This is a genomic window from Achromobacter sp. Root83 (assembly GCF_001428845.1).
Lineage (GTDB): Bacteria > Pseudomonadota > Gammaproteobacteria > Burkholderiales > Burkholderiaceae_B > Achromobacter.
Genome location: NZ_LMIU01000002.1, coordinates 146,791 through 172,795, shown reverse-complemented (window position 1 = coordinate 172,795; position 26,005 = coordinate 146,791). Strand labels below are relative to the sequence as shown.

The window sequence follows — 26,005 nt, the reverse complement described above, 5'->3', positions numbered from 1 at the left end:
ATCCGAACAGCTTCCAGCTTGAACTCGGCTGTAAACACGCGTCTTCTAATCTTGGTCATGACCCACCTCCTAGGTTCAACCTAACTGGGTGTCTACCAAAATTAGACCACTACACAATCGTGGGCGCTCGCAGCCACGGCGACCGCGCCGCCGGGCGACCTACGAAGATCTGAAACGGCGCCTACGAGATCGAAACCGGCACCTGAGAAGACCTGAACCAGCACCTACGAAGACCTGAACCAGCACCTACGAAGATCTGAACTGACACCTACCCAGTTCCAAACCCCACCCCCTCAAAGCACCCCCAAAATCGCATCCCGAGCCTGATGAGACAACTCCAGCCGAGTAGGCAGACTCCCATCCGGATGCCGAGCTTCCAACGGCGGCAAGAACACCACCTCGACCGCCAATCCCGTCACCCCCAGCACCCGCCAAAGATTAGCCACCAGCGACTCCTCCCCCACGAACGCCGCATAGCCGCTGCGCTCGCCGTGTTGAAGAAAACGTAAGGCCACGGGCTGGATCTCGACGGCGGCCGCGCGGGCCGGTTCGAACAGGCTGGCGTGGAAAGGCAGGAGCGCGAAGCCTTCGGTCGTCGTGCCTTCGGGGAACAGGCCGACGGCGTCGCCCTGTTTGAAGCGGGTTTGCATCGACTCGCCCATCGCGTGGACCGCGTGGCGCTGGCCGCGTTCGATGAACAGCGTGCCGGCGCCCGCCACCAGCCAGCCGATGACGGGCCAGGCGCGGATTTCGCTCTTGGCGACGAACGACGTGGCGCGCGCCGAATTCAGCACGAAAATGTCGATCCAGGAGACGTGGTTCGCCACCAGCAGCACCGGGCCCTTCAAGCGCGGCTGGCCCTTGGAGGTGACGCGCAGGCCACAGGCCGCCATCAGGCAGCGCGACCAGCCGCGGTTCAGCCAGGCGCGCGCGGCGGGGCGCAACAGGGGATATACCAGGCCGACACAGAACAGGCCGAAGACGATCAGAGGCAGGACAAGGCTCAGGCGTAGGACAAAGCGCAGCAGCTTCAAACTGGAGTCTCCCAGGCCAGTTGGCCACCAACCACGGTGGCGCGCACTCGACCGGGCAGCATCATACCCGCGAAAGGGGTGTGGGCGCCCCGGCTCTGCAAGGCCGCGGGCGTCACGATCCATTCGGCGTCCAGATCCGCCAGGCAAAGGTCGGCGGGCGCGCCCACACCCAGATGTCCGGCAGGCGTGGCGGACGGCGCGATCTTGTCCAGCACGGCGGCTGGACCCGAGGTCACGCGCGCGAGCGCCTCGGCCAGCGGGCGGCGGCTGTCGCGCGCCCACTTCAAGGTCAGGGACAGCAGCAGCTCCAGCCCCGTGGCGCCGGGCGCGGAGACCGGAAACGGCTCGGCCTTGCCGCGGTTGTCGACGGCGGTGTGATCGGAGCACAGGGCATCGGCCACGCCATCGGCCAGGGCCGCTTGAATGGCGTCGCGGTCGCGCTGGCCGCGCAAGGGCGGGCTCAGGCGGTAGTTCGTGTCGAAGAAGCCGATGTCCACATCGGTCAGGTGCAGGCTGTTGGCCGACACGTCGGCGGTGACCGGCAGGCCTTCGCGCTTGGCGGCGCGCAGCAAGTCCAGGCCCGGCGCGGTCGATAGCCGCGTGAGGTGCACGCGGGCGCCGGTGGCGCGCTGCAATTCGAAGATCGTATGCAGCGCCACTGTCTCCGCCTGCGCGGGCAGCCCTTCCAGACCCAGGCGTTCCGCGTAGGCGCCGCTGGCGGCCGACGCGCCCCGCGCGAGCCAGGGGTCTTGCGGCCGCAGCCACAGCGTATGGCCCAGCCCGCTTGCGTAGCGCAACGCGCCCCACAGCACCCGCGTGTCGGCAATGCCTGATTCGCCCTGCGAGAAGGCGATGCAGCCCGCCTGCGACAGCAACGCCATTTCGGTCAACGTGTCGCCCGCCAGCGCCACGGTCATCGCGCCCAGCGGATGGACCATGCACTGTCCGGCCTGGGCATGGCGCATCAGCGCTTCCACTTTGCCCGGTTCGTCCGGCGGAGCGTCCGGATGGGGCGGCAGCACCAGCCGGGTCACGCCGCCCGCCAGCGCGGCGCGCAGTTCGGCCGGCGCGAATGCCGCGCCGCCGGGTTGTGACACCCGCGCGGACAGATCGACCAGGCCCGGCAGCACCGCCAGCCCGCTGGCGTCCAGGTGGCGGTCGGCCTGAAAACCGTCGGGCGCGGCGCCGACGGCGACGACACGGCCCTGCGCGATGTAGAGGTCATGCCGCCCGTCCACCGCATGCGCGGGGTCGATCAGCCGGCCATTGGCGATATGCAGCCTCATGGGGAATCTCCGGCCAGCACGCGCAGGGCGGCCAGGCGCACATGCTGTTCAAGATCGGCCAGGCGCGTCTCGAGCGGCGCCAGGCTTGCCGCGATGTCGCCGTCCACCTCCACGCCGGGCGCAAGCCGGGAGGCAGGCAGCAGCAGGGCATCGGGATTGGCCCAGGCAAGGGCCGCGGGCGTCAGCCCGTGCGTGCAGGCGTATTCCCGCGCCGACGGCAACTGCGCGCCGCTGATTCGTTCCACCCCGAGCGGCAGCACGACGATGACTTCGGCGTTGCGCAATCCTTCTTCCAGGGTGGCGCATGCGCGCGCGCCCAATTGCGGCAGGCCGTCGGGCACAAGCGTGCGCGGCGCCGCCACGCGCACCTCGGGCACGCCCAGGGTGGTGAGCAGGTGGATGAAGGAGCGCGCCAGCCGCGAATGAAGAACGTCGCCCACCAGCGTCACGACCAGGCTGGTCAGATCGGGCTTGGTCTCGAGGATGGCCTGCACCAGCGCCAAGGCGGGCAGAGGATCGGCGTGCCGGCCGTCGCCCGCGTTGACAATGCGCAGGCCCGGCGCCGCGTGGGCCGCCGCGCAATGGGCCGCGCCGCTCTGGTTGTGACGCAGCACCAGCAGGCCCGGCGCCAGCGCGCGGACGGTCTCGGCAAGGGCGCCGCCGGCCTGCGGGTCCAGCGGCACCGGCAGCATGCCCAGGCGGGCAGCCGCGGCGGCAAAGGCGTCACGGTCCTCGGACGCATCGCCGGGCAGGCAAAGAAAGACCGGCAGCTCCGGAGCCGCTTCGGGCCGCGCGCCACCGGCCGCCGCGTCGGCGCGCGCCACGTCCAGCAGACGCTCGACATGGCGCCGGGGCAGCCCTTCCGTTGTCAGCAGATGAATGAGTTCGCCGCGGCGGTCGAGTTGCGGATTGAGCATGGGCAGACAGGCCGCGCCATCAGGACGCGGGCAAGGTATCCAGATAGCGTTGCAGGATAACAGCCGCGGCCATCGCGTCGTCCGCGGCATGGGTGCCCAGGAGGCGTTGCGCCTCCATGCTGGAGCCGCGCTCGTCGACGAGTTCGACGGCGACACCGAAACGGCCATGGAGCTGATTGGCGAAGCGCCGGCAACGCGCGGTGGCGGGCTGTTCGCCACCATCGGCGTCGAGCGCCAGCCCCACCACCACACGGTGGGGCTGCCATTCCTGAAGGAGCGCCGCGATGCGGCCGAAGCGCGCGTCGCGGATCTCGCTGAAAATGATTTCCAGGGGACGCGCCTGGCGCGTCAGCGTGTTGCCGATGGCAATGCCGATTTTCTTCTCGCCGAAATCGAAGGCGAGCAGCGTTTCTTCAGGCATGGCCCGCACCGCCGGCCAGCATCACCGGATCGATGCCCAGCAGCTTGAGCGCGGCGGGGTAGCGGTCTTCAGGGGGGACGTCGAAAATGATGTCGTCGTTGGCGCCGACGCTAAGCCAGGCATTCTGGCCCATCTCGCTTTCGAGTTGGCCCGCGCCCCAGCCGGCATAGCCCAGCGTGACCAGCAGGCGGGCAGGCCCGTTGCCGTCGGCCACGGCCTGCAGCACGTCGCGCGAGGTCGTCAGCGCCATGCCGCCCATCTTGATGCTGGAGCTGTAGTCGCCGGCCGGCGCGTGCAAAACGAAACCCCGGTCGGTCTGTACCGGACCGCCGAAAAAGACGTAGGTATCCTTGACGGGCCCGATCTCCAGCGTCAGATCGATGCGCTCGAACAGCGTGCCCAGCGTCAGGTCGGTGGGCCGGTTGATGACCAGGCCCAGCGCGCCGCGTTCGGTGTGCTCGCACACATAGATGACGGACCCCGCCAGGCTTCCTTCCACCATGCCCGGCATGGCGATGAGGAACTGATTGGCGAAGTTGGCCGCCTGCGTCGTGGCGTCTTCGTGGTGTTTTTCCGTCATGGCAACCCCTTCATGGGTAATCTGAAAGAACCGTTGGGGAGATCGCGCGAACGCGGTTCGTCATGCCTGGCGGCAGTCCGACGGTTACGAGGGATGGGGCATGCCCCATCTTACGAGCCCTGGCGGAATATGTCGGCGGTACGGGTGCTTCAGATTTCCATCAGTTCGAAGTCCTCTTTGCGGGCGCCGCATTCAGGACAGACCCAGTTCGGCGGCACGTCTTCCCAGCGGGTGCCGGGCGCGATGCCTTCGTCGGGCAGGCCGGCCTCTTCGTCATAGACCCAGCCACAAATAAGACACATCCAAGTACGCATAGTTCTCTCTTACATCAATTCCCCACCGGAGTCCCCGCGGCGGGGCAAAGGTGGGGGGCTTCCATTAGAATGGGGACAATCTTACCGAAACCCAATAGGGGTTCCCCTGATTCATCCCAAATGAGTCCGGGAACCTCCACTCAAGCGCAGTCAAGTGGCCCCCGTTACTCCCCCTCTCGTTTTGGTCTTCGGTCCGCTCGATCCCTCGGGCTCGGACGGCCTGCCCGCGGACGCCGTCACGTGCGCCCGCCTGGGCTGTCATGGCCTGGCGGCCGTTACCGCGCTGACCGTGCAGGACACCGCCGGCATCGAAGAAATCCACCCCGTTTCGCCTGACCTGCTGGACGACCAGGCGCGCTGCCTGCTCGAAGACATGTCCGTGCAGGCCATCAAGGTGGGCGGACTATACACCGCGGAAACGGCAAGCGTTACGGCGCAGGTCGCCGCCGACTACAGCCAGGTGCCGCTGGTGCTGCACCTGGGCCAGCGCGCCCAGATGCCGGCCGACGCCGCCGACGAGGACGAGGCCGACGACCTGCTGGCCGCCACGCTCGAGCTCGTGCTGCCGCAGACCGATCTGCTGGTGATCGAGCACCTGCGCCTGGCGCAGTGGCACGCCGACGGCGACATCGATATCGGGGACGCACCGTCGCCCATGCATGCCCTGGTGGCGGCGGGCGCCGAGTGGGTCCTGGTGCTGGGCAGCCCCCAGCGGCCTGGCCATTTCGCCAATGTGCTGCTGGGACCCGGCGGCCAGACGCACACCTGGCCGTGGCAGGCGCCCCCGGACCGCAACGGCGACGCCGGCGGCCTGGCCGCCACCGCCATCACCGCCCATCTGGCGCGCGGGCTGGAAATGCCCGAGGCCGTTCGACTGGGCCTGGCGCACGCGGACGCGTCCGTCGCCGCCAGCTTCCTGCCGGGCATGGGCCGGCGCATTCCCAACCGGATCGTGCCGCAATGAAGCCGCTGCGTTTTCCCGCCGGCCTGTATGGCGTCACCCCCGAATGGGACGATACCGATCGCCTGCTCCAGGCGGTGCGCCAGGCCGCCGAAGGCGGCATGCGGGCGCTGCAACTGCGCCGCAAGAACGTGCCCGATGCCCTGCGCGCCGCGCAGGCCCGCGCGCTGGCGCCGCTGTGCCGCGAACTGGGCGTGGTGTTCCTGATCAATGACGACTGGCGCCTGGCGCTGGACGTGGGCGCCGACGGCGCGCATGTGGGCCGCGACGACGACAGCCTGGCGCGAATCCGCAAGGAAACCGGCCCCGACCTGATCCTGGGCGGATCCAGCTACGACGACCTGAACCGGGCGCGTGAACTGCTGGACGCGGGCGCCGACTACATCGCCTTCGGCGCCATGTTCGCGTCCACCGTGAAGCCCGACACCGTGCGCGCGCCGCTGTCCGTCCTGACCGAAGCCCGCCGCCTGGTGGAAGACCGTGACGCCCCCCGGCCCGCGGTGGTCGCCATCGGCGGCATCACGCCCGGCAATGCCCCGCTGGTGGCCCAGGCAGGAGCCGACTCCATCGCCGTCATCACCGGCCTCTTCGAAGCGCCCAGCATCCGGGCCGCCGCCGCGGCCTGCTCCGCGCCCTATTCCGCCAACCCCAACCGCAAGCCTTGAACGCCATGTCCCGTAACGCTCAGCTTTTCGAACGCGCCTGCCGCAGCATCCCCGGCGGCGTCAATTCGCCCGTGCGCGCCTTCCGCTCCGTGGGCGGCACGCCGCGCTTCATCAAGCGCGCGCAAGGCCCCTATGTGTGGGACGCGGAAGACAAGCAGTACATCGACTACGTGGGATCGTGGGGCCCCGCCATCCTGGGCCATTCGCACCCTGAAGTCGTGCGCGCGGTGCAGGAAGCCGCCGTCAACGGCTTGTCCTTCGGCGCCCCCACGGAAGCGGAAATCGAACTGGCCGAAGTGCTGATCTCGCGCCTGCCGTCGCTGGAGCAGGTGCGCCTGGTCAGCTCGGGCACCGAAGCCACCATGACGGCCATCCGGCTGGCCCGCGGCGCCACCGGCCGCGCCAAGATCGTCAAGTTCGAGGGTTGCTATCACGGCCACTCGGACAGCCTGCTGGTCAAGGCCGGCTCGGGTTTGCTGACCTTCGGCAATCCCAGCTCGGCCGGCGTGCCGCCGGAATTCGTGTCGCACACGCTGACCCTCGAATACAACAACCTGGACGCGGTGCGCGAAGCCTTCATCCAGCACGGCGCCGACATCGCCTGCATCATCGTGGAGCCGGTCGCCGGCAACATGAACCTGATCAAGCCGGCGCCGGGCTTTCTCGAGGGCCTGCGTGAAGTCTGCACGCAGCACGGTGCGCTGCTGATTTTCGACGAGGTCATGACGGGTTTCCGCGTCGGACCGCAGGGCGTGCAGGGGCTGACCGGCGTCAAGCCGGACATCACCACGCTGGCCAAGGTGATCGGCGGCGGCATGCCGGTGGGCGCCTTCGGCGGCAGCGCCGAGATCATGAAGCACATCGCCCCGCTGGGCGGCGTCTACCAGGCGGGCACGCTGTCGGGCAATCCGGTGGCCGTGGCCGCCGGCCTGGCCACGCTGCGCCTGATCGCCGCGCCGGGCTTCTACGACAAGCTGTCGGCCCAGACCGCCAAGCTGGCTCAGGGTCTGCAGGAACGCGCCCGCGCGGCCGGCCTGGCTTTCTCGGCCGATTCGGTGGGCGGCATGTTCGGCATCTACTTCAGCGACACGGTCCCGGCCTCGTTCGCCCAGGTCTCGGCCTGCGATACGGCGGCGTTCAACCGATTCTTCCATGCCATGCTGGACCACGGCGTGCATTTCGCGCCGTCCGCGTTCGAGGCCGGCTTCGTCTCGGCCACGCACGACGACGCCGTGATCCAGTCCACGCTGGACATCGCCGAGAAGGTCTTCGCGACGCTCTGACCGGCCCAGGGAGGCGGCTCTCGGCCGCTTCCTTCAAGGCGCCTTGTACTGCTCGTACAGGGCGGTCACATTCTTCACATAAGCCTGGGTTTCCGCATAGGGCGGCACCGCGTCGTACTTGCGCACCGCGCCCTCGCCTGCGTTGTAAGCGGCCAGGGCCAGATCCAGCCGGCCAGGATACCGGTCGATCAGCCGGCGCAGATGGCGCGATCCCGCCTGCACATTGGTCGCCGGATCCACCAGCGCGCGCTCGATGTCGTCCACCGACAGCAGCGGAGCGGCCGTGGCCGGCATGAGCTGCATCAGCCCCAGCGCGCCCTTGGGCGAGCGGGCATCGCTGCGAAAGCCGGATTCGATCGCGATGATCGCCGTCAGCAATGCCTGGTCCACGCCGGAATCCTGCGCGGCGCGGGCGATCAGGTTGTCGTGCTTGGTGGTGGGCTTGACCGCCCCCCAGCGCAGCGCGGGGGCCGGGGACGCCATCGACGCCCGCCGCGCCCCATCGCCGGGCTCGGGGTCACAGGCAAGACAGAGCTTGCCCGCGCCGCTGACCGCGGTCCGTGCCTGCGCCCGCTTGTAGTACTTGCCAGAGCCACTGGGCACTTTCATCGCCCGCCAGACGCCGAAAGGATCTTTGTAGCGGTAGGTCTCGGCGGCGTGCGCCGGCGCGCTGGGCGCCAGCGCCAGCACACCCGCCATCAGGGCAGCCGCCGCCGCCATCCCGCCGGCGCGCGCCAGGAGGGCGCGCATGGCCGAAAGAATGGGAGGGGGGGATGACGACATGGAGGGGGCTCCGGCGGCGTCGTTAGACGCGTTGGCGAGCACCTATGCTGCTGCCGCCCTGCCGGTTTGTCTTTCCTGCCTATGCCCTAGTACCGCTCAAGGGCCCCGCTTCCCCAAGGCAAACAGGGACAGACCTACGCCATGCGGTTGATATTTTTGGCCTTACTCGCCAGTAACCCGCATGGCCGTCAAGAATATGACGTAATATTTCGTTGAATTACTAAATGATTGAACCTGGCCGCTTCGTGCCAGGCAGGAGAGAGGGTGAGATGGGCGCAGAAAACACGCTCCAGTTGCTGCTGGATGCCGAGACCAACATCCTGACGGCGGTCTATACGCCGCCTCCCCGGCCCGACCACGTTACGGCGCCAGACGGTGCCGCAGCGGTGGAACGCGCGCCGGAGGCCGTCGCTTCCGCGGCCGGAACCGAGACAGCGGACGAGCAAGCCGACATCGCCGTCGCCGACGAAGCCGACGGTGGCGATACCGATGCCCCCATCCTCAATGCCGATCTGCCCAACTGGGACACCCTCGTCGCCGCGGCCGTGGCGCAGGGCTGGGCGGCCGAGGCGCTGGACAGCCACGCGATCCTGACCTTCATCGATCTGTGCCGGACTGCCGCGGAGCCGGTCCAGAGCCCCGTCGGCAAGGTCGTGGACGGCGCTTTCGAAATCGAACTGAACGCGACCCGCATGGCCGCGACGCTGACGCTGCACCCGCCCAAGGGCGGCAAGCCCGTCGCGCTGGAGGCCGTACGCCAGGCCCTCGCCGATCAAGGCATCGTCCATGGCGTGCTGGATCAGGCGCTGGCCGAGGCCGTGGCGCTGGGGCGTGCCGAGACCATCCTGGCCGCCCAGGGCACGCCGCCCACGCGCGGCACCCCGACCCGTTTCGAAAGCCTGCTGGACCGCTTGAAGCCCCGGGCCGAAGACATCGACGAACTGGCGCAGGTGGACTACCGCGATCTCGGCAGCCTGCTGCTGGTGTCGCCCGGCACGCCGCTGATGCGCAGGATCCCGCCGCTACCCGGCGTGGACGGCACCAACGTGCTGGGCGAAGCCGTGCTTCCGGACGAGCTGCCCGACACGCCCTTCTCAAAAGAGCTGTCCGGCGTCGCGGTCGACCCGGAAGATCCGCTGCTGCTGCGCGCGGCCATCGCCGGCACGCCCACGCTGATCACCCACGGCGTGCAGGTGAATCCGATGGTGGAGGTGGACGCGGTCAACCTGTCCACCGGCAACATCACCTTCGAGGGGTCGCTGCAGGTGCGCGGCGATATCAGCGCCACCATGGAAGTCCGCGTGACGGGCGACGTGGTCGTCAACGGCACCATCGAAGCGGCCCTGGTCGAAGCCGGCGGCAGCGTGACGGTCAAGGGCGGCATCATCGGCATGGCCGAGACCCTGCACGACGCCACGGCCACCGCCCGGACCGCCCACATCGTCTGTGGCGGCGCGCTGCGCGCGAAGTTCATCGAGAACGCCGTCATCAGCGCGGGCCTGGATATCGACGTCGAACGCGAAATCCGCCAAAGCAGCATCGCCGCCGGCGGCAGTGTCAACGTCGGCCCTCCCAATACGCAGCAAAGCGCCATCACCGGCGGCGAAACCCGGGCCCTGCTGGCGATACGCGCCGGCACCATCGGCTCGCCTTCCGGCATCCCGACGCTGGTCCAGGTGGGCCTGGATCCACACGCGGACATCAAGCGCACGGCGTTGACGCGCAAACGCCTGAAGATGAACGAAGAAAAGGCCAAGCTGGAACAGTTGCTGATGTTCCTGCAGGCCAATCCCCAGCGCGCCACCGGTGACGTGGTCGAACGCGCGCGCAACACCCACGCCAAGCTCATCGGGGATCTGGCCGCGCTTGAAGAAGAAGAGGCCCAGCTCGTGCGCGATCTGCTGCCCCAGCAGAACGCCACCATCGCCGCCACCCGGCGCTTCTGCAGCGGCGCGACGATTCAACTGGGCAACAAGATGCAGGAGTTCCTGGAAGACCAGGTGGGCGGCAAGGCCGGCCTGGAAGAAGGCGAAATCGTCATCCGCTGACCCGGGCGGGTCAGGGCGCAAGTTCCTTGAACCAGGCGCGGGGCGAAATGCCCCGGTCCGGGCCCAGGATGGAAAACCCGCCATCGACCGGGATATCCACGCCGGTCATCCAGGACGCCGCGTCCGAACACGCGAAGCATACGGCCGCGGCGATCTCCTCGCCCGAGCCGACCCGTCCCAAGGGATGGAAGTGCGCGCCCACGGTATCGGCGGCCTCGCGCGAGCCCGCCAGTTGTTCGACCGAAGGCGACCAGGTCCACGCCGGCGACACGGCCAGCACGCGCACGCCCCCCGGCGCCAGCTCCACCGCGAAATTCTTGGTGATCTGCAGTAGCGCCGCCTTGGACGCCGGGTACAGCGCCCGTCCGGCCGCGCCGAACTTGCCGCCGGTGCTGCCCATGTTCACCACCACGCCGCCACGCGGCAGATGCGGCGCCGCGAGCTGTGTGAAGATCGCCGCCGACACCAGGTTAGTGTCCAGCGTGCGGTGCCATTCCTCGCGCGTGGACGCCAGCCCGCGGTCCGAGTACTGGCAGGCGTTGTTGACCAGAATATCGAGCCGCCCAAAGCGCGCCAGCGCGGCATCGATGCAGCCCTGGATCTGGCTGTCGTGGCCGATATCCGTTTCGCAATAGAGCGCCTGGGCGCCCAGCGTCCGCGCCAGGGCCTGGCCGGCTTCGGCGCCGCGCCCCACCAGCACCACGTTGGCCCCGGCCGCGGCGAACCCGCGCGCGATGTCCGCGCCCAGCCCCTGGGTGCTGCCGGTGACGATGGCGGTCTTGCCCGCCAGGCCGGGAAAGCCTGTGAAGTCCATGAACATTCCTTGATCAACAGGGCGCGGCGGCCCAGCGCACCGCTTCCGCCACCGAGCCCGTTTGCGCAATCAAGCGCATGCTGGCCAGCGACGCCTCGTGTACCGCGGGGTCGGCGGACGCGCAGGCATCCTGCGCCACCATCACGGAAAAGCCGATGTCGGCGGCATGGCGAACCGTGCCTTCCACCACCGAATGCGTCGCCACGCCGGCCACCACCAGCCGCCGCGCGCCCAGCAGCCGCAAGGTTTCCTCCAGCGGCGTGCCATAGAAGGCGCTGATGCGCGTGTGTTTGACGACAAACTCGCGCACGCTGCCGGGCAGCGGCTGCAGCCCGTCATAGAACGCGCTGCCCCATTGCCCTTCCGGGACGGCGCCTATCCTGGCCACGTTGCGGAATATGGCGCAATTGGGCAGCAGGTCCGCGTAGTCCGGGCGAAACGCGATGCGCACGTGCACGATGGGAAGCGCATGGGCGCGCGCCCCGTCGAGCAAGGCCGCCGCATTATCCAGCAGGCGCTGGCGCGCGCCGCTGTCTGCGTCCAGTCCGACACGGATCTTACCGTCCGGATGCAGCACATCGTTCTGATAGTGCAGCGCCAGCACCGCAACGTCGTCCTCTTTCACACGAAGACCTCGAAAACGTCATGTGCATCGTCGCAGTTGACGAGGTCCACCCGCTTCATGCGGATGCGCCACCCGTCGCCCTCGGCGGCCAGTTTGTGGGTGTAGCGGCCGGCAAGCTGGCGCGGCTGGCGCTTGCGCCATTCGGTCATCTGGAAGACCGAATGCACCACCAGGTTGCCCCCCGCGTCCACACCGTCTACCTGGACGCCGCCCACCAGCCGAACGCTGCGCGTGGGCGGCTGCTGCGACCAGTTGCGCGGATGTTCAAGGCGCCGGATGCGCACGTCGCGCAGCATGCGGTCCTCCCAGAACAGCGAGATGTGGTCATACGGGCTTTGCTGGCCGGGAACCCGCGGCATCCAGTACATGCCGTCGGGCGTCCAGAGCGACTGCCAGTCGTCGTAGCGCCGCTCGTCCAGCAGCCGGGCCTCGCGGTACAGGAACTGGGCGATGCGATGGCAGGTGTCGGCCGGCACCTCCGCCGCGGACAGATCCGCCGTGCCCACGTCGAAATCAAGATCTAGCAGCATGCGCCGTCTCCCTTGGCCGTTGCATCCACGGCCGGGGCCCCGGCCTCCATGTAGGCCTTCCAGGCGCGGAACTGATTGCGCATGGGCAGCTCGCTCGTGCCATTCACGGACACCATGCCGTCGGCGTCGCTGCGGTCGCTGCCGTGATAGCGGTGCATGCTTACCCACTCGCCGCCCCGGGTGGCGTTGCCTTCCTGGCAGCGGTTGTAGAGTTCGATATCGTCCGGCATCACATTGGACGACGGCGAATTGATGACGTTGGCGTACAGCATGGCGCGCTTGAACACGCCGTCCGGCGCGCCCTTGCAGCGGAACGTCTGGATCTCGATCAGGGTCCGGTCGACCGCGATCGGGCGGATCACGCGGAATTGCTGAAAGACGGTATGCGGCGAACCGCTGCCGTAGATGACCGTGTTGTGCCGGTTCATGCCCAGGATCTCGCGGGCGCGGGCTTCGCCATAGGCGGCCGTCAGCGTCTCGAAATGCGCGCGCGACACGGGATCGCGTTCCGCGGCGCCCGGGTTGAAGATGCCTTCCATGTAGCCATGGCCGTTGTCGTAGGCGCGCAGTTCCAGCTTTTCCCAGAACTCGTAGGGTTCGCCGTTGCCGTCCATGATGTGCAGCTCAAGCGGCATTTCGCCCATTTCCTTGGCCTCGTCGCGCGCGGCGGCATAGGACGACTCATGGGTGACCCGGGCGTGCATGGTGTCGTGCAGGTTCTCGTAGAACACCTTCCAGTTTGACCGCTGCATCACGCGGAAGATGCCGCCCGCCACTTCCACCTCGCCCACCGGCGAACGGTCGCAGAGGTTGTCGATGGACGACCGCACACCGCCCAGGAAATCTTCCAGCGCCTGCCCATCCCTGGACTGGCTGGCGAACACGAAACCCCGGTAGCTCTCCACGCGCGGCAGGCGCCGCATGGAAAACGACGGATCGGCCGGGTCATAAGAGGTGCCTTCCAGGCCCTGCTTCAGCGGCACGCCCAGATGGCTGCCGTCCAGCTTGAAGGTCCAGGCGTGATAGGGGCAGCGGAAGAACTTGCCGACACAGCCTTCGCCGTCGGCCACCACCTTCGCGCCCTTGTGGGGGCAGCGGTTGTACAGCACATGCACGCGGCCGTCGGCGGCGCGCACCATCAGCACGTCCTGGTCGCCCACGCGCGTGGTGTGATAGTCCCCCGTCTTGGGCACCTGGCTCTCATGGCCCACGTAGATCCAGGCGCGCCCGTAGATCCGCCGCATTTCCAGATCGAAGATCGCCGGATCGGTATACAGGCCCCGGTGCACGCTGTCGCCGCGCACCATGGACGCCAGTTGTTCGTCGCTGTAGCTCATGCCGCCCTCCTATTTGTTCTCGCTGTCTTTCCAACGCGCCATCAGCGTGTTGGACGGCAGGGTCTCGTCGAGCAGCTTGGCCGCGGTCTCACGGCCGGCCGTGGGCAGATCCTTGGGGTCCAGCAGGCCCACTTGCACCAGCACGCTGGCCTGGTCCCAGTAGATGTGCTCGTGGTAGAGCTTGTCGCCGCGGAACTTCACGATGGCCACCAGCGGGATCTCGACATACTTGCCAGTGGGCGGCACGCCGGGCAGCATCCAGTCGATCTCGGTGGTGTGCGTGAAGCAGAACAGCAGTTCGTCGACGATCTGCGTGGCGCCCACCGTGCGCGACAACGGCACCAGCCGCGTGTCGGGCGGATTGCTATTGACGAAATGATGCTGGTAGAAGCGCGCAAGCTCCTTGTGGCCCACGCCGCCCGTCATGGTGGGAATGTGATTCACATAGGGCTCGGCCACCATCGTCGCCATGGTGGCGGCCACATCGCGCGTGCCGAACTCATATTCGCAATGCTTGTCCCACAGATACGAATAATCGAATTCCGGTCCGATCGCGCGTTGCAGGGCGGCCATGCTGCGCTGGTGCGCCATCAGCGCCGACGGCTTGTCGTAGTGCTCGCCGCCCGTGCGCGCGAAGGCGTGATCCATGCCGGGGTAGACATAGAGCTCCACCCCCGGCTTGCCTCCCAGCGCCTCCAGGATGCGCTGGCGGGCCTGCGGCGGACAGAAGCCGTCCTGCTCGGCGATGTGCAGAACCAGCCGGCCCCGCAGCGCGGACGCCTCTTCCAGGCTGTCCTCGATGCCCACGCCGTAGTAACCCACCGCCACGTCCGCATCCGTGCGGCAGGCGGCAAGAAAAGCCAGCTTGCCCCCCAGGCAGTAGCCCAGCACGCCCGCGCCGCCCTCTTGTTCCGGCAGGGCGCGCAACGCGGCCAGCGTCGACGCAATGTCCTTGACCCCCAGCTCCACGTCGAACCCCTTGTAGAGCTCAAAGGCGCGCGGCATGTCGGCGGGGCCGTCCGTCAGCTGGATGCCGGGCTGCTGGCGCCAGAACAGATCGGGCACCAGCACCACGTAGCCCTCCTCGGCCAGCAATTGCGCAGTGCGGCGCATGAAGCCATTGACGCCGAAAATCTCCTGGCACAGCACCAGCCCCGGCCCGCGGCCGGCGGCCGGCACGGCCAGATAGGCGCCGAAGGACCTGCCATCGTGCGAGGCGACCGTCACCTCGCGCGTCGTTACGTTCTGAGTCATGCGTATCTCCTGTAATGCCCGCCCCGCCGCCGCTATTTCATCTGGCAGGCGGCCGCGAAAGGATCCTGGTACTGGGTCAGCACCGTGCCCGACAACTTGTTGGCCAGCTTGCCGTCCGCGCCCGCCTCGACGACGCGCAGGTAGTAGTTCTGGACCGGATACTGGTTGCGGTTGAACTTGAAGTCGCCACGCACGGACTTGAAGTCCGCGCGCCGCAGCGCCGGACGCAAGGCGTCCGCATCCAGCTTGCCGCCCGTCTGGCGCACCGCGCTGTCCAGCAGCATGGCGGCGTCATAGCCCTGCGACGCATACAGCGTCGGGCTGCGGTTGTACGTCTTCTTGAAATCCTCGACGAACTTCCGGTTGGCCGGGTTGTCCAGGTCGACCGCCCACTGCGACGTGTTGCGCAGGCCCGCGATGGGCGCGCCCACCGCGCCGATCGTGTCCTCGTCGCCCGAGAAACCCGGCGCCAGCAGCGCGATCTCCTTGGACAGCCCCGCGCCGTTGAATTGCTTGATGAAGTTCACGCCCATCCCGCCCGGCAGAAAAAAGAACACCGCGTCGGGCTTGCTGGCGCGCAGCCGCGTGATCTCCACGCCATAGTCCAACTGGCCGAGCTGGGTGTAGATCTCTTCGGACAGCCCGCCCTTGTACAGGCGCTTGAAACCATTAAGCGATTCGCGCCCGCCCGGATAGTCCGGCGCGATCAGCGCCACGCGCTTGTAGCCCTGGTCCGCCGCATATTTGCCCATGGCCGCCGGAATGTCCTCGTTCTGCCAGGCCACCGCGAAGAAATTGGGATTACAGCCCGCCCCGGCATAGTTTTCCGGGCCGGTATTGGTGCTGAGATAGATCGTGCCGGACTGCAGGATGGCCGGCATCACCGGCAGCAGCACATTGGAAAAGACGATGCCCGTCATCACATCCACGCGATCGCGCTTGAGCAGACGCTCGACCGCCTGACGCCCCGTATCCGCCTTCTGCTGGTCATCGGCCACCACCACCTCCGCCGCCACCCCGCCCAGCTTGCCGCCCGTATGCAGCAACGCCAGATTGAAGCCGTCGCGGATCTCGTTGCCCAGCGCCGCGCCCGGGCCGGACAGGGTGGTAAGCAGGCCCACCTTGACCTTGTCGGCGGCCGACGCGCCCGCCACGACTGTCATGCAGACCAGCGCCGCCAGCGCGCGCCGGCTCCAGAGATTTCGAACCATGAGCCACCCCGTTTTCACCGCCAGCCATGCCGGCGGAAAGCTGACAGAACCCGTCTGCCGTCGGTTCGCGCATGCCGCCGATCACCGTCGCCCAGCGTACGCGCCGCAGCGCCGCCCTCCGGTGAACACTTGAAGGGCCTGCAGGCAAGAGTAGGCCGCCGGCCCCGTCCGCTCTATCCGAATACCGCCAGTCTTATCCGGGATTCACTTAATTCCCAATGCGGTCCGTTTAATTTACGCTGACCCGGATACGGGATCGGTCCCGTCCCGGAGACATCCATGCACGGCTGGTCCCGACTTGCGCTCGCGCCCTTGTTCAAGCAGCGCGTCTTCAGCTCCACCCATCAGGACGAGACCCGCGCCCGCGTGTCCGAAGCCCTGAAGGAACACCGACTGACCTGGAAGGGCGGCCGCGTGGACGCGCAGCTCAACCGGGGCCGCTTCGGCTCGCTGACGGTCTGTACATTGCGCTACGGCGCCGAAGTCCGCATCGAACCCGACCGCCTCCAGGATTTCATGCTGGTGCAGGTCCCCTTGCGCGGCCGCGCCTGCATCGAATGCGGCGACGAACGCGTCGACGCCAACCCCGACTGCGCCGCCGTCATCGCGCCCAACCGCCCCCTGCGGCTGCACTGGGAGGCCGGTTGCGAGCAACTGCTGCTGAAGATTCCCCGCGGCAAGCTCGAAGCCATCGGCCAGCGCGCCTTCGGCGACGCCGCCGGCCGCCCCCTGGACTTCAGCCCCGCGCTACGCCTGGACACCCCCATCGGGGCCGCATGGCGCAGCATGATGACCAGCCTGATCCAACTGCTGCCCACCCTGGACGACGGCGCCCGCCGCCCGCCCGCCGCCTGGCTCGAACACCTGGAAGACACCCTGGTCCTGCACCTGCTCTACAACCAGCCCAACACCTGGCAAGCCCACGCCGGCGACGCCTCCACCATCCCGCGCCGCCTGGGCATCGCCGAAACCTACATGCGCGACCGCCTGGGCGCCCCCCTGACCCTGACCGACATCGCCCGCCACGCCGGCGCCAGCGCCACCGCCCTCACCCGCCTGTTCCAGGAACACAGAAACACCACCCCCATGAACGCGCTACGCGCATTCCGGCTGGACGCCGCAAGAAACAGGCTGAAGACAGACGTGGACGCCAGCGTCACCGAAGTCGCCCTGAGCGTGGGCTTCGGCCACCTGGGACGGTTTTCGGAGTATTACCGCGAGCGCTTCGGAGAACTGCCAAGAGAAACCCGGCGCACCGGCAACTGACGCACCGTGCTCTAGCCGCCATGTATGGCACATGGAAAATTCAAAGCGACAGACACCGCCACGCAAGGCTACGGGCACAGCACGCGCACAGCCGCGCAAAGCCCGCGCAGCGTCACAACAACGACGCAAGACACCACGTAAGCCCCCCAAGGCCGCCCGCGCGGCCGGCCGGGGGCGGGCACCGCAAGCTATTCCCCTACCCCCAAACGTGGGCAAGAACCTAAAGAACCCGACTCGCCCCAGCGCCCGTGACGATTCAAACACCAAAGCCTGGCGTGGCGGGGGCCTGGGGGGTGCGGGGCGTCAGATGCGCCCGAGGGAATCCGAAGGAGTCGCCGAAGGCGAGGACGAGGATGACAACGGGGCAGTCCGGAGCGAAGGCTCCGGACCGCAATCGCAGCCCCGCACCCCCCAGGCCCCCGCCACGCCAGGCGTCTAAAGAACTCAAACAAAACGCCCGAACCCAAAAAAAGCAACGCTTCAGGAATTCAGGCATCCAAAAAAAAACGAAGCACCGAAGGCCCGCCACCCCGCCACCCAGTGCCGGCCAGAAAGCAAAGGCAGCGAACCCTCGATACACCGTTACCGCCAGCGATCAACCCGCCGGCACAACCGCCGTCACTTCAATCTCCACCTTGGCTCGATCCTCAACCAGATCCGCCACCTCGACCGCCGTCATCGCCGGAAAATGCCGCCCGATGAATTCACGATAGTGCTTGCCGATAGCCGGCAATGCCGCCACATACGCATCCTTGTCAGTGAGATACCACGTCATCCGGACAATATGCTCGGGCTTCGCGCCGCCTTCGGCCAGGATGGCGACAATGTTCGACAAGGTCTGGCGAACCTGATCAGCCAGATCGTCCGACTCGAACTGCTGCTGCCCGTTCCACCCCACCTGCCCCCCCACGAACACAAGCTTGCTGCCCACCTGCATCTCGGTAAGCACACCATTCGAATAGCCCCGGGGCGCCATCCAATCCGGCGGTTGCAGAATCTTCATAACGTCTCATCCTATTGATAAATAAAAAAACCACAGGGAGGCGCCCGCCGCCTAGGCCGCGGGCGCTAGATAATCCTGCATGCGTTCCCGCAGATCCGCAGGCAGCGGCATCGACTTCATCGTCCGCAGATCCACCGTCACGATCGTCAACACCGCCGACAGCCTCAACTGCCCATCCGGCCCCTCGAATCGCACCAGCGCCTTGAACGACGCGCCGCCAATACGCTGAACCTCCAACGTCTGGCGCAGCTTTTCATGCCAGCGGCTCGGCGCACTGAAATCGCACGTCACCGACGCCATCGGCGTACCGATGTGCCGGTCCACGTGCAGCGCATGGAACGGCAGCCCCATCCCCTTGTCGAACCACTCCTCGACAAAATCGTTGATCATCTCGAAATAGCGCGGGTAGAACACAATGCCCGCCGGGTCGCAATGGCGAAACCGGACTTCGACCTGGCTGATGAAGGGTGCTGCCATGATGTTTCCTTATTGCCTGCTCAGGCCATCTTGCGCAGCGCAAAGCGCTGCAGCTTGCCCGTTTCCGTGCGCGGCAAAGCCTCCACGAACTCGATCGCGCGCGGATACTTGTAGGGCGCGATATTGGCCTTCACGAAAGCCTGCATCGCGGCCACCAGCTCACCGCTGGGCGCATAGCCCGGCTTGAGCACCACGAACGCCTTCACCAACTGCCCGCGCTCGTCGTCCATCGCGCCCACGACCCCGCATTCCGCCACGGCCTCGTGGCGCAACAGCGCGTCCTCGACTTCCGGCCCCGCGATGTTGTAGCCGGCCGAAACGATCATGTCGTCATTGCGGGCCTGATAGAACAGATAACCGTCGTCGTCCTGCGTGAAGGTATCCCCAGGCAGGTTCCAGCCCTGCTGCACGAAGCGGAGCTGGCGGTCATCCGCCAGATAGCGGCACCCCGTCGGCCCCTTGACCGCCAACCGCCCCACCGTGCCGTTGGGCACGCGGTTCATGTCGTCGTCAACGATCTGCGCCACATAGCCCGGCACCACCCGGCCGATGGCGCCCCGGCGCACCGACTCCGGCGGGCTGGACACGAACACATGGATCATTTCCGTGCCGCCGATGCCGTCGATCATCTCGAGCCCGCTCGCCTGCTTCCAGAGCTGGCGCGTGGCGTCGGGCAGGGCCTCGCCGGCGGATACGCTCTTTTTCAGGGAAGACAGGTCGAACTTGCCCACCAGCGCCGCCATCTGGCGATAAAAGGTGGGCGCCGTGAACACAATGGTGGCTCGGAAGTCCTGGATCAGTTCCAGCAGGCTTTCCGGCGACAGCTTTTCGGCCAGCACCGTGCTCGCACCCACCCGCAGCGGGAAGCACAACAGGCCGCCCAGGCCGAACGTGAACGCCAGCGGCGGCGTGCCGCAGAAGATATCGTCCGGTCCTGGCTTGATGACATGCTTGGGGAACAGGTCGCACATCGCCAGCACATCGCGATGGAAATGCATGCAGCCCTTGGGCGAGCCCGTCGTGCCGCTGGTGAAGGCGATCAGGCAGACATCGTCGGCCGCCGTATCGCAGGCTTCGAAGGCGTCCGGCTTGGCCGCGGCCAGCACGTCCAGCGCGTCGGGCGCCGCATCGTTGAAGTACATGACCTGCGACAGCCCAGGGCAGTGATGTTCGTGATCCGGCTGGGCGCAGAACTGCGCCTCTTCCTTCAGGCGGGCATCGCACAGCACGGCCTGGATCTGCGCCTTGTCGATGATCTGCTTGAGTTCCTTGGCGCGCAGCAGCGGCATCGTGGGCACGGTGACCAGCCCCGCCTTGATCGCGGCCAGCCAGGACGCCGCCATCATGGGATTGTTGGGCCCACGCAGCAACAGGCGGTTGCCCGGCACCAGCTTCATGTCTTCGGTCAGCACATGGGCGATGCGGTTGGTCAGCGCAGCCAGTTCGCGGTAGGTCATCGCGGCCGGCTTGCCGTCCTCGCGCCAGCGCAGGGCCACACGGTCGCCGTGGCCGCGTTCGACCATCGCGTCCACCAGTTCCACGGCGCAATTGAAGCGCTTGGGATAGGCCACGTCGGGGCCGTCGAGCAGGAATTCAGGCCATTGTTCACCCGGGGGCAGATTGTCCCGGGTGAAGGTGTCGATGTGGGCGGATACTTCCATGAAATTCCCCTTGGCTAGTGCGGTGCGGTTTACGTTGCCGAAGACAAGCGCTCGGTGGCCCTTTACGCCTTCAGCAGTTCACGGGCGATGATCAACTTCTGCACTTCTGTAGCGCCTTCATAGATGCGCAGCGCTCGGATTTCCCTGTAGAGCTTTTCCACCGGCATCCCCGACACCACGCCCGCGCCGCCAAACATCTGCAAGGCGCGGTCGATGACGGTCTGCGCCGATTCCGTGGCCGTCATCTTTGCCATCGCGGCCTCGCGCGTGGTGCGCAGCTTTTGCACGTCGCGCATCCACGCGGCGCGGTACGTCAGCAGCGCCGACGCATCGATGGCGGTTGCCATGTCGCCCAGCGCGGCTTGCGTCAGTTGCAGGTCGGCAAGGGTCTGGCCGAACATGCGGCGCGACTTGGCGCGCGCCAGCCCTTCGTCCAGCGCCCGCCGCGCAAAACCCAGCGCGGCCGCGGCCACCGACGCGCGGAAGATGTCGAGCGTCATCATGGCCAGCTTGAATCCCTGGCCCGCATCGCCCAACCGGTGCGTCGCCGGGATGCGGCAGTTATCGAAGGTGATGGTCGCCAGGGGGTGCGGCGCAATCAGTTCGATGCGCTCGCTGACCTCGAATCCCGGCGTATCGGCATCCACGACGAAGGCGCTGATGCCGCGCGCCCCCGGCGCTTCTCCGGTACGGGCGAACACGCAGTAGAAGTCGGCGATGCCGCCGTTGGAGATCCAGGTCTTGGCGCCGTTCAGCACGTAGTGGTCGCCGTCTTGCCGCGCCTCGCACGACAACGCGGCCACGTCGGAGCCGGCGTCGGGTTCGGACAACGCGAATGCGGCGATCGCCTCGCCCCGCGCCACGCGCGGCAGATACCGCCGGCGCAGCTCGTCCGAGCCCATCAGCGAAATCGCGCCGCTGCCCAGGCCCTGCATCGCAAAGGCGAAGTCGGCCAGGCCTTCATGGCGGGCGAAGGTTTCGCGCAGGATGCATACGGCACGGGAATCGACCTCGGGCAGCGCGCCGCCCCAGGCCCCGCCCGGACCGCCCGCGACCGCGTAGCGCAGCCAGCCGGCCTGGCCCATGGCCTTGACCAGCTTCTTGCATGCGGCGTCGGCGTCGTGGTGGTCGACGTCGGCCAGCGACTGCTCGCACCAGGCATCGACCTCATGCGCCAGCTTGCGGTGCGCGCCGTCGAAAAATGGCCAGTCCAGCCAGCTTGAATCGCGCATCGTCAATTCCCCTCGAAGACGGGTTTCTGCTTGGCCACGAAGGCCTCGTAGGCGCGATGGAAGTCGCGCGTCTGCATGCAGATGGCCTGGGCCTCGGCTTCGGCCTCGATGGCCTCGTCCACGCCCATGTTCCATTCCTGGTGCAGCAGCTTCTTGGTAACGCCGTGGGCGAAGGTCGGGCCCGCGGCCAATTGCGCCGCCAGCGCCTGCGCCGCTTCACCCAGCTTGGCGGATTCGTGCAGCGCGTTGAAGAAACCCCAGCTCGCGCCCTCTTCGGCCGTCATGGCGCGGCCCGTATACAGCAGCTCGGACGCGCGGCCCTGGCCGATCATGCGGGGCAGCAGCGTGCATGCGCCCATGTCGGCGCCCGCCAGTCCCACGCGGGTGAACAGAAATGCGGTGCGCGCGGCCGGCGTGCCCAGGCGCATGTCGGAAGCCAGCGCCACCATGGCGCCCGCGCCCGCGCAGACGCCGTCCACCGCCGCCACGATGGGCTGCGGGCACGCGCGCATGGCCTTGACCAGATCGCCCGTCATGCGGGTGAAGTCCAGCAGTTCGGGCATGCTCATCTTGGTGAGCGGGCCGATGATCTCGTGCACATCGCCGCCGGAGCAGAAGTTGCCGCCCGCGCCCGTCACCACCACCACCTTGACGTCGGTGGCATACACCAGCGCACGGAACAGATCGCGCAGTTCCGCGTAGGAATCGAACGTCAGCGGATTCTTGCGCTCGGGACGGTTCAGCGTGACGGTACCGATCTTGCCGTCGTCCGACACCTGCCACAGGAAGGTCTTCGCCTGATAACCGGCAATCGGACGCTTGTGGTGCTTCATGGTGTGTACTTCGGGCTGGATGCTCATGGTGTCTCCGTTCGTGAATTCTGGGAATGGGCTGCCGGCTTCAGCCGGTCATCACTTCGCCGCCGTCGACGGCAATCGCCTGGCCGTTGACGGAGGCCGAGGCCGGCAGGGCCAGCCAGGCGACCGTCTCGGCCACTTCCTCGGGCTGCACCAGGCGGCCCTGCGGATTGCGCTCGGCCAGCTTGGCGCGGGCGGCTTCGGGCGTCATGCCGGTCTTGTCGACGATGTTCGTCACGGCGCCGCGCACGATGTCGGTCTCGGTGTAGCCGGGACAGACCGCGTTGACCGTCACGCCCTTCTGAGCGGTTTCCAGCGCCAGCGAACGGGTCAGGCCGATCACGCCGTGCTTGGCCGCGCAGTAGGCGCTGACATAGCCGTAGCCGATCAAGCCCGCGGTGCTGGCCACGTTGATTACCCGGCCCCATTTTTCCTGCAGCATGCCGGGCAAGGCGGCCTGGATGCAGTGGAAAGTGCCGGTCAGATTGACGGCCAGCATCTGCTGCCACAGGGCGGCGTCGGTGCGGTCGAAGCGCTGGCTGACCGCCTGGCCCGCATTGTTCACCAGCACCAGCACCGGGCCGAATTCGACCTCGGCCTGCGCGAAAGCCGCGCGCACCGAGGCCTCGTCGGCGATGTCCGCGCTGACGGCCTGCACCTGCCCCAGGCTGGCCAGGCTGTCGGCCGCGGCATCCAGCGCCGCGCCATCGCGGCCCAGCAGCGTGACGCGGGCGCCGCGCTGCAGCAGGGCCCGGGCGCTGGCCAGGCCGATGCCGCGGGCGCCTCCGGTCACCAGGGCATGGCGCCCGGCAAGCGGTAGCGGAATTGCGTTCATTTGATATCCAGTTGCGCCATGGCGGCGGCGCGTTCGAAGTTGGTTTCCAGTTGGCGCTTGCCGGCGAAGTACTGGCTCGGCCATGCCACATCAAGATAGCCCACCCGCGCCGCTTCGCGTAGCGTCCAGGAGGCGTCGGCCAAATGGGGACGCGCCAGCGCGCAGAGGTCGGCGCGGCCCGAGGCGATGATGCCGTTGGCATGGTCGGCTTCGAAGATGGCGCCCACCGCGATCGTGGGGATGCCGGCTTCGTTGCGGACGCGGTCGGCGAACGGCGTCTGGAACATCCGGCCGTAGACCGGCTTTTCTTCCTTGCTGACCTGGCCCGACGAGCAGTCGATCATGTCGGCGCCGGCGGCCTTGAAGTGGCGCGCGATCTCCACCGCGTCGTCGGCGGTGACGCCGCCTTCCACCCAGTCGCTGGCGGAAATCCGCACCGACATGGGTTTGTCCTGGGGCCAGACGGCGCGGACCGCGTGGAAGACTTCCAGGGGATAACGCAGACGGTTTTCCAGGCTGCCGCCGTATTCGTCTTCACGCCGGTTGGTCAGCGGCGAAATGAAGCTGGACAGCAGGTAGCCGTGCGCGCAGTGCAGTTCCAGCCAGTCGAAGTTGGCGGCGGCCGCGCGGCGGGCGGCGGCGACGAAGTTGTCGCGCACCTGATCCATGTCGGTGCGCGTCATGGCGCGCGGCGTCTGCGACACGCCTTCGATGTACGGCAGGGCCGAGGCCGACACCAGCGGCCAGTTGCCTTCGGCCAGCGGGTGATCGATCTTCTGCCATCCCAGTTGCGTGGACCCCTTGCGGCCGGCGTGGCCCAACTGCAGGCCAATCCGGGCGTCGCTGTTGCCATGCACGAAATTCACAATGCGGGCGAACGCCTGCTGCTGGTCGTCGTTCCACATGCCCGGGCACCCCGGGGTGATGCGGCCGTCCGGCGATACGCAGGTCATTTCCACCATGACCAGCCCCGCGCCGCCCATGGCGCGGGCGCCCAGGTGGACCAGATGGAAATCGCCGGGCACGCCGTCGGTGCACGAATACATGGCCATCGGCGACACCAGGATGCGGTTCTTCAGCCGCACCCCGCGCGCCTGGTAGGGCGTCAGCATGGGCATCGCGGGACGCTGGCCCTGCGCCGTGGCGGCGCCGGCGCGTTCCGCGATCCAGCGTTCGAAGCCTTCGAGCCAGGCCGGATCGCGCAGGCGCAGGTTCTCGTGCGAGATGCGCTGCGAGCGGGTCAGCAGCGAATAGGCAAACTGCTCGGGTTCCAGGTCGGCGTAGCGCTCGACGTTCTCGAACCATTCGGTGGAGTTGCGGGCGGCGTTCTGGATCTTCAGCACTTCCACGCTGCGCACTTGCTCGTAGTGCTTCAGCCCGGCCTCGACGCTGCCTTCCGCCCCGCTCAGGCAGCGCGCCAGTTCAATCGAATCTTCCAGCGCCAGCTTGGTGCCGGAGCCGATGGAGAAGTGGGCCGTGTGGGCGGCGTCGCCCATCAGCACAACGGGAACGCGGCGCTGGCCGCGCGCCGTCTCAAGCGTATTCCAGTGGACCCAGGTGTTGCAGATGACGCGCGGGAATCGGATCCAGATGGCCGAACCGCGCAGGTGCGTGGCGTTGCTGATCAGCGCATTGCCGTCCAGCCACGGCGCGAACAGCTTTTCGCAGTAGGCGATGCCCTCTTCCTGGCTCATCTGCTCGATGCCGGCGGCCTGCCAGGTTTCCTCGGGGGTTTCCACGATGAACGTGGACATGCCGTCCTCGTAGCGGTAGGCATGCGCCTGGAACCAGCCGTGCTCGGTCTGCACGAAGGCAAAGGTGAACGCGTCGAACACCTTCTTGGTGCCCAGCCACACGAAGCGGCAGCGGCGCTGGTCGATGTCGGGATGGAACGTATCCGCGTAACGGGTGCGGACCTGGCTGTTGATGCCGTCGGAAGCGATGACGAGGTCGGCGTCGTATTCACGCGCGATGGCCTGGTCGTCCTGAACGAAGTTCTCGAAGACCAGCTTCACGCCCACGTCTTCGCAGCGCGCCTGCAGGATGTTCAGCAGCTTCTTGCGGCCGATGCCGATGAAGCCATGGCCGCTGCTGCGGATGCTGCGGCCCTTGAAGTTGATGTCGATGTCGTCCCAGTGATTGAACGCGTCGCCGATGGTCTGAGCGGAAACCGGGTCGGCCTCGCGCAGGTTCTGCATGGTGGCGTCGGAGAACACCACGCCCCAGCCGAACGTGTCGTACGGGCGGTTGCGCTCGATGACGGTGACTTCGTTGGCGGGATTCTGCAGTTTCATGAGCAGACCGAAATACAGGCCGGCGGGGCCGCCGCCGATGCACGCTATTTTCATTGCCGTATACGCTCCGAAGTACGCGACAGTCGCTCTTGCTGCTGGAGCGGGGCGCCGCAGATATTTAGGTCTGGATAGTTTAAGCTTGAAATATATACCCGAAGTCGGGGGTGTGCAAATGAGGGTAAGTAATTAGACCGACGGCCAGCCGCACAAACTGGGGACACATCACTCTTCGCCCGAGGCGCGGCGGCCAGGGTTCAAATCCGGAAAGGTGCACAGCCACCCCAGAAACGGTCTCATTTTCTAATTAATTCTATAGA

General features: G+C 67.2%; 25 protein-coding genes. 5 read left to right on the top strand and 20 right to left on the bottom strand.

What is annotated here, in order from left to right:
• Nucleotides 1-293: 293 nt before the first annotated feature.
• From ASE30_RS06230 to ASE30_RS06205, 6 genes are all read right to left on the bottom strand, one after another.
• A complete protein-coding gene (locus ASE30_RS06230) occupies nt 294-1,034 on the bottom strand; it encodes a 1-acyl-sn-glycerol-3-phosphate acyltransferase (RefSeq protein ID WP_057283427.1) in 741 nt (246 codons plus the stop codon).
• Nucleotides 1,031-2,320, bottom strand: coding sequence for a dihydroorotase (locus ASE30_RS06225; protein WP_057283426.1), 1,290 nt, complete (start codon nt 2,318-2,320; stop codon nt 1,031-1,033). Before ASE30_RS06225 ends, ASE30_RS06230 begins: the two co-directional genes overlap by 4 nt.
• The gene (locus ASE30_RS06220) at nt 2,317-3,237 is read right to left on the bottom strand and encodes an aspartate carbamoyltransferase (protein WP_057283425.1); all 921 of its coding nucleotides are present in this window, start codon (nt 3,235-3,237) and stop codon (nt 2,317-2,319) included. The genes ASE30_RS06225 and ASE30_RS06220 overlap by 4 nt, the downstream gene beginning before the upstream one ends.
• A gap of 19 nt (nt 3,238-3,256) precedes the next feature.
• Nucleotides 3,257-3,658 (bottom strand): Holliday junction resolvase RuvX, encoded by a 402-nt coding sequence (gene ruvX, locus ASE30_RS06215; RefSeq protein ID WP_057283424.1) that lies wholly within the window; start codon nt 3,656-3,658, stop codon nt 3,257-3,259.
• Nucleotides 3,651-4,238 carry a YqgE/AlgH family protein gene (locus ASE30_RS06210; RefSeq protein WP_057283423.1) on the bottom strand — a complete coding sequence of 196 codons (588 nt, stop codon included), beginning with the start codon at nt 4,236-4,238 and terminating at the stop codon, nt 3,651-3,653. The genes ruvX and ASE30_RS06210 overlap by 8 nt, the downstream gene beginning before the upstream one ends.
• Nucleotides 4,239-4,387: 149 nt before the next feature.
• Nucleotides 4,388-4,552 carry a rubredoxin gene (locus tag ASE30_RS06205; protein WP_003814980.1) on the bottom strand — a complete coding sequence of 55 codons (165 nt, stop codon included), beginning with the start codon at nt 4,550-4,552 and terminating at the stop codon, nt 4,388-4,390.
• 154 nt (nt 4,553-4,706) lie between these two features.
• Here ASE30_RS06205 and ASE30_RS06200 point away from each other — a divergent pair, with 154 nt between their 5' ends.
• The 3 genes from ASE30_RS06200 to hemL are packed head-to-tail and all read left to right on the top strand — an operon-like array spanning nt 4,707 to nt 7,461.
• A complete protein-coding gene (locus ASE30_RS06200; RefSeq protein ID WP_156407556.1) occupies nt 4,707-5,516 on the top strand; it encodes a hydroxymethylpyrimidine/phosphomethylpyrimidine kinase in 810 nt (269 codons plus the stop codon).
• Nucleotides 5,513-6,178, top strand: a complete 666-nt coding sequence (thiE, locus tag ASE30_RS06195) for a thiamine phosphate synthase (RefSeq protein ID WP_057283421.1) — start codon at nt 5,513-5,515, stop codon at nt 6,176-6,178. Before ASE30_RS06200 ends, thiE begins: the two co-directional genes overlap by 4 nt.
• A gap of 5 nt (nt 6,179-6,183) precedes the next feature.
• Entirely contained in the window at nt 6,184-7,461 is a 1,278-nt protein-coding gene (gene hemL, locus ASE30_RS06190) for a glutamate-1-semialdehyde 2,1-aminomutase (RefSeq protein WP_057283420.1), read from the top strand.
• A gap of 33 nt (nt 7,462-7,494) precedes the next feature.
• Here the strand turns inward: hemL and ASE30_RS06185 are convergent, their stop codons facing one another.
• Complete coding sequence (locus tag ASE30_RS06185; RefSeq protein WP_235515191.1) at nt 7,495-8,244, bottom strand: lytic transglycosylase domain-containing protein; 750 nt, start codon at nt 8,242-8,244, stop codon at nt 7,495-7,497.
• 269 nt (nt 8,245-8,513) lie between these two features.
• Between ASE30_RS06185 and ASE30_RS06180 the strand changes: the two genes are divergently transcribed.
• Nucleotides 8,514-10,292 carry a DUF342 domain-containing protein gene (locus ASE30_RS06180; RefSeq protein ID WP_057283418.1) on the top strand — a complete coding sequence of 593 codons (1,779 nt, stop codon included), beginning with the start codon at nt 8,514-8,516 and terminating at the stop codon, nt 10,290-10,292.
• Between the two features lie 10 nt (nt 10,293-10,302).
• On the opposite strand, the gene ASE30_RS06175 is transcribed toward ASE30_RS06180, so the two are convergent.
• The 6 genes from ASE30_RS06175 to ASE30_RS06150 are packed head-to-tail and all read right to left on the bottom strand — an operon-like array spanning nt 10,303 to nt 16,063.
• The gene (locus ASE30_RS06175; protein ID WP_057283437.1) at nt 10,303-11,106 is read right to left on the bottom strand and encodes a glucose 1-dehydrogenase; all 804 of its coding nucleotides are present in this window, start codon (nt 11,104-11,106) and stop codon (nt 10,303-10,305) included.
• Between the two features lie 13 nt (nt 11,107-11,119).
• Complete coding sequence (locus ASE30_RS06170) at nt 11,120-11,731, bottom strand: cysteine hydrolase family protein (protein WP_057283417.1); 612 nt, start codon at nt 11,729-11,731, stop codon at nt 11,120-11,122.
• Complete coding sequence (locus ASE30_RS06165) at nt 11,728-12,261, bottom strand: aromatic-ring-hydroxylating dioxygenase subunit beta (RefSeq protein WP_057283416.1); 534 nt, start codon at nt 12,259-12,261, stop codon at nt 11,728-11,730. Before ASE30_RS06165 ends, ASE30_RS06170 begins: the two co-directional genes overlap by 4 nt.
• A complete protein-coding gene (locus tag ASE30_RS06160) occupies nt 12,252-13,598 on the bottom strand; it encodes an aromatic ring-hydroxylating dioxygenase subunit alpha (RefSeq protein WP_057283415.1) in 1,347 nt (448 codons plus the stop codon). Before ASE30_RS06160 ends, ASE30_RS06165 begins: the two co-directional genes overlap by 10 nt.
• Before the next feature lie 9 nt (nt 13,599-13,607).
• Nucleotides 13,608-14,852, bottom strand: coding sequence for a dienelactone hydrolase family protein (locus ASE30_RS06155; RefSeq protein WP_057283414.1), 1,245 nt, complete (start codon nt 14,850-14,852; stop codon nt 13,608-13,610).
• A 32-nt stretch (nt 14,853-14,884) separates the two neighbouring features.
• A complete protein-coding gene (locus ASE30_RS06150) occupies nt 14,885-16,063 on the bottom strand; it encodes an ABC transporter substrate-binding protein (protein ID WP_057283413.1) in 1,179 nt (392 codons plus the stop codon).
• A 279-nt stretch (nt 16,064-16,342) separates the two neighbouring features.
• On the opposite strand from ASE30_RS06150, the gene ASE30_RS06145 reads away from it, so the two are divergent.
• Nucleotides 16,343-17,329, top strand: coding sequence for an AraC family transcriptional regulator (locus ASE30_RS06145; RefSeq protein WP_057283412.1), 987 nt, complete (start codon nt 16,343-16,345; stop codon nt 17,327-17,329).
• A 595-nt stretch (nt 17,330-17,924) separates the two neighbouring features.
• Here ASE30_RS06145 and ASE30_RS06140 read toward each other — a convergent pair.
• From ASE30_RS06140 to ASE30_RS06110, 7 genes are all read right to left on the bottom strand, one after another.
• The gene (locus ASE30_RS06140; protein ID WP_057283411.1) at nt 17,925-18,332 is read right to left on the bottom strand and encodes a RidA family protein; all 408 of its coding nucleotides are present in this window, start codon (nt 18,330-18,332) and stop codon (nt 17,925-17,927) included.
• 51 nt (nt 18,333-18,383) lie between these two features.
• Nucleotides 18,384-18,809, bottom strand: a complete 426-nt coding sequence (locus ASE30_RS06135) for a thioesterase family protein (protein WP_057283410.1) — start codon at nt 18,807-18,809, stop codon at nt 18,384-18,386.
• A 20-nt stretch (nt 18,810-18,829) separates the two neighbouring features.
• Nucleotides 18,830-20,470: an AMP-binding protein gene (locus tag ASE30_RS06130; RefSeq protein WP_057283409.1), complete on the bottom strand. Its 1,641-nt coding sequence runs from the start codon at nt 20,468-20,470 to the stop codon at nt 18,830-18,832.
• Between the two features lie 62 nt (nt 20,471-20,532).
• Entirely contained in the window at nt 20,533-21,702 is a 1,170-nt protein-coding gene (locus ASE30_RS06125) for an acyl-CoA dehydrogenase family protein (RefSeq protein ID WP_057283408.1), read from the bottom strand.
• A 2-nt stretch (nt 21,703-21,704) separates the two neighbouring features.
• Complete coding sequence (locus tag ASE30_RS06120) at nt 21,705-22,562, bottom strand: enoyl-CoA hydratase family protein (RefSeq protein ID WP_057283407.1); 858 nt, start codon at nt 22,560-22,562, stop codon at nt 21,705-21,707.
• A gap of 40 nt (nt 22,563-22,602) precedes the next feature.
• Nucleotides 22,603-23,394 (bottom strand): SDR family NAD(P)-dependent oxidoreductase, encoded by a 792-nt coding sequence (locus tag ASE30_RS06115; protein WP_057283406.1) that lies wholly within the window; start codon nt 23,392-23,394, stop codon nt 22,603-22,605.
• Nucleotides 23,391-25,742 carry a bifunctional salicylyl-CoA 5-hydroxylase/oxidoreductase gene (locus tag ASE30_RS06110; RefSeq protein WP_057283405.1) on the bottom strand — a complete coding sequence of 784 codons (2,352 nt, stop codon included), beginning with the start codon at nt 25,740-25,742 and terminating at the stop codon, nt 23,391-23,393. The genes ASE30_RS06115 and ASE30_RS06110 overlap by 4 nt, the downstream gene beginning before the upstream one ends.
• Between the last annotated feature and the right edge of the window lie 263 nt (nt 25,743-26,005).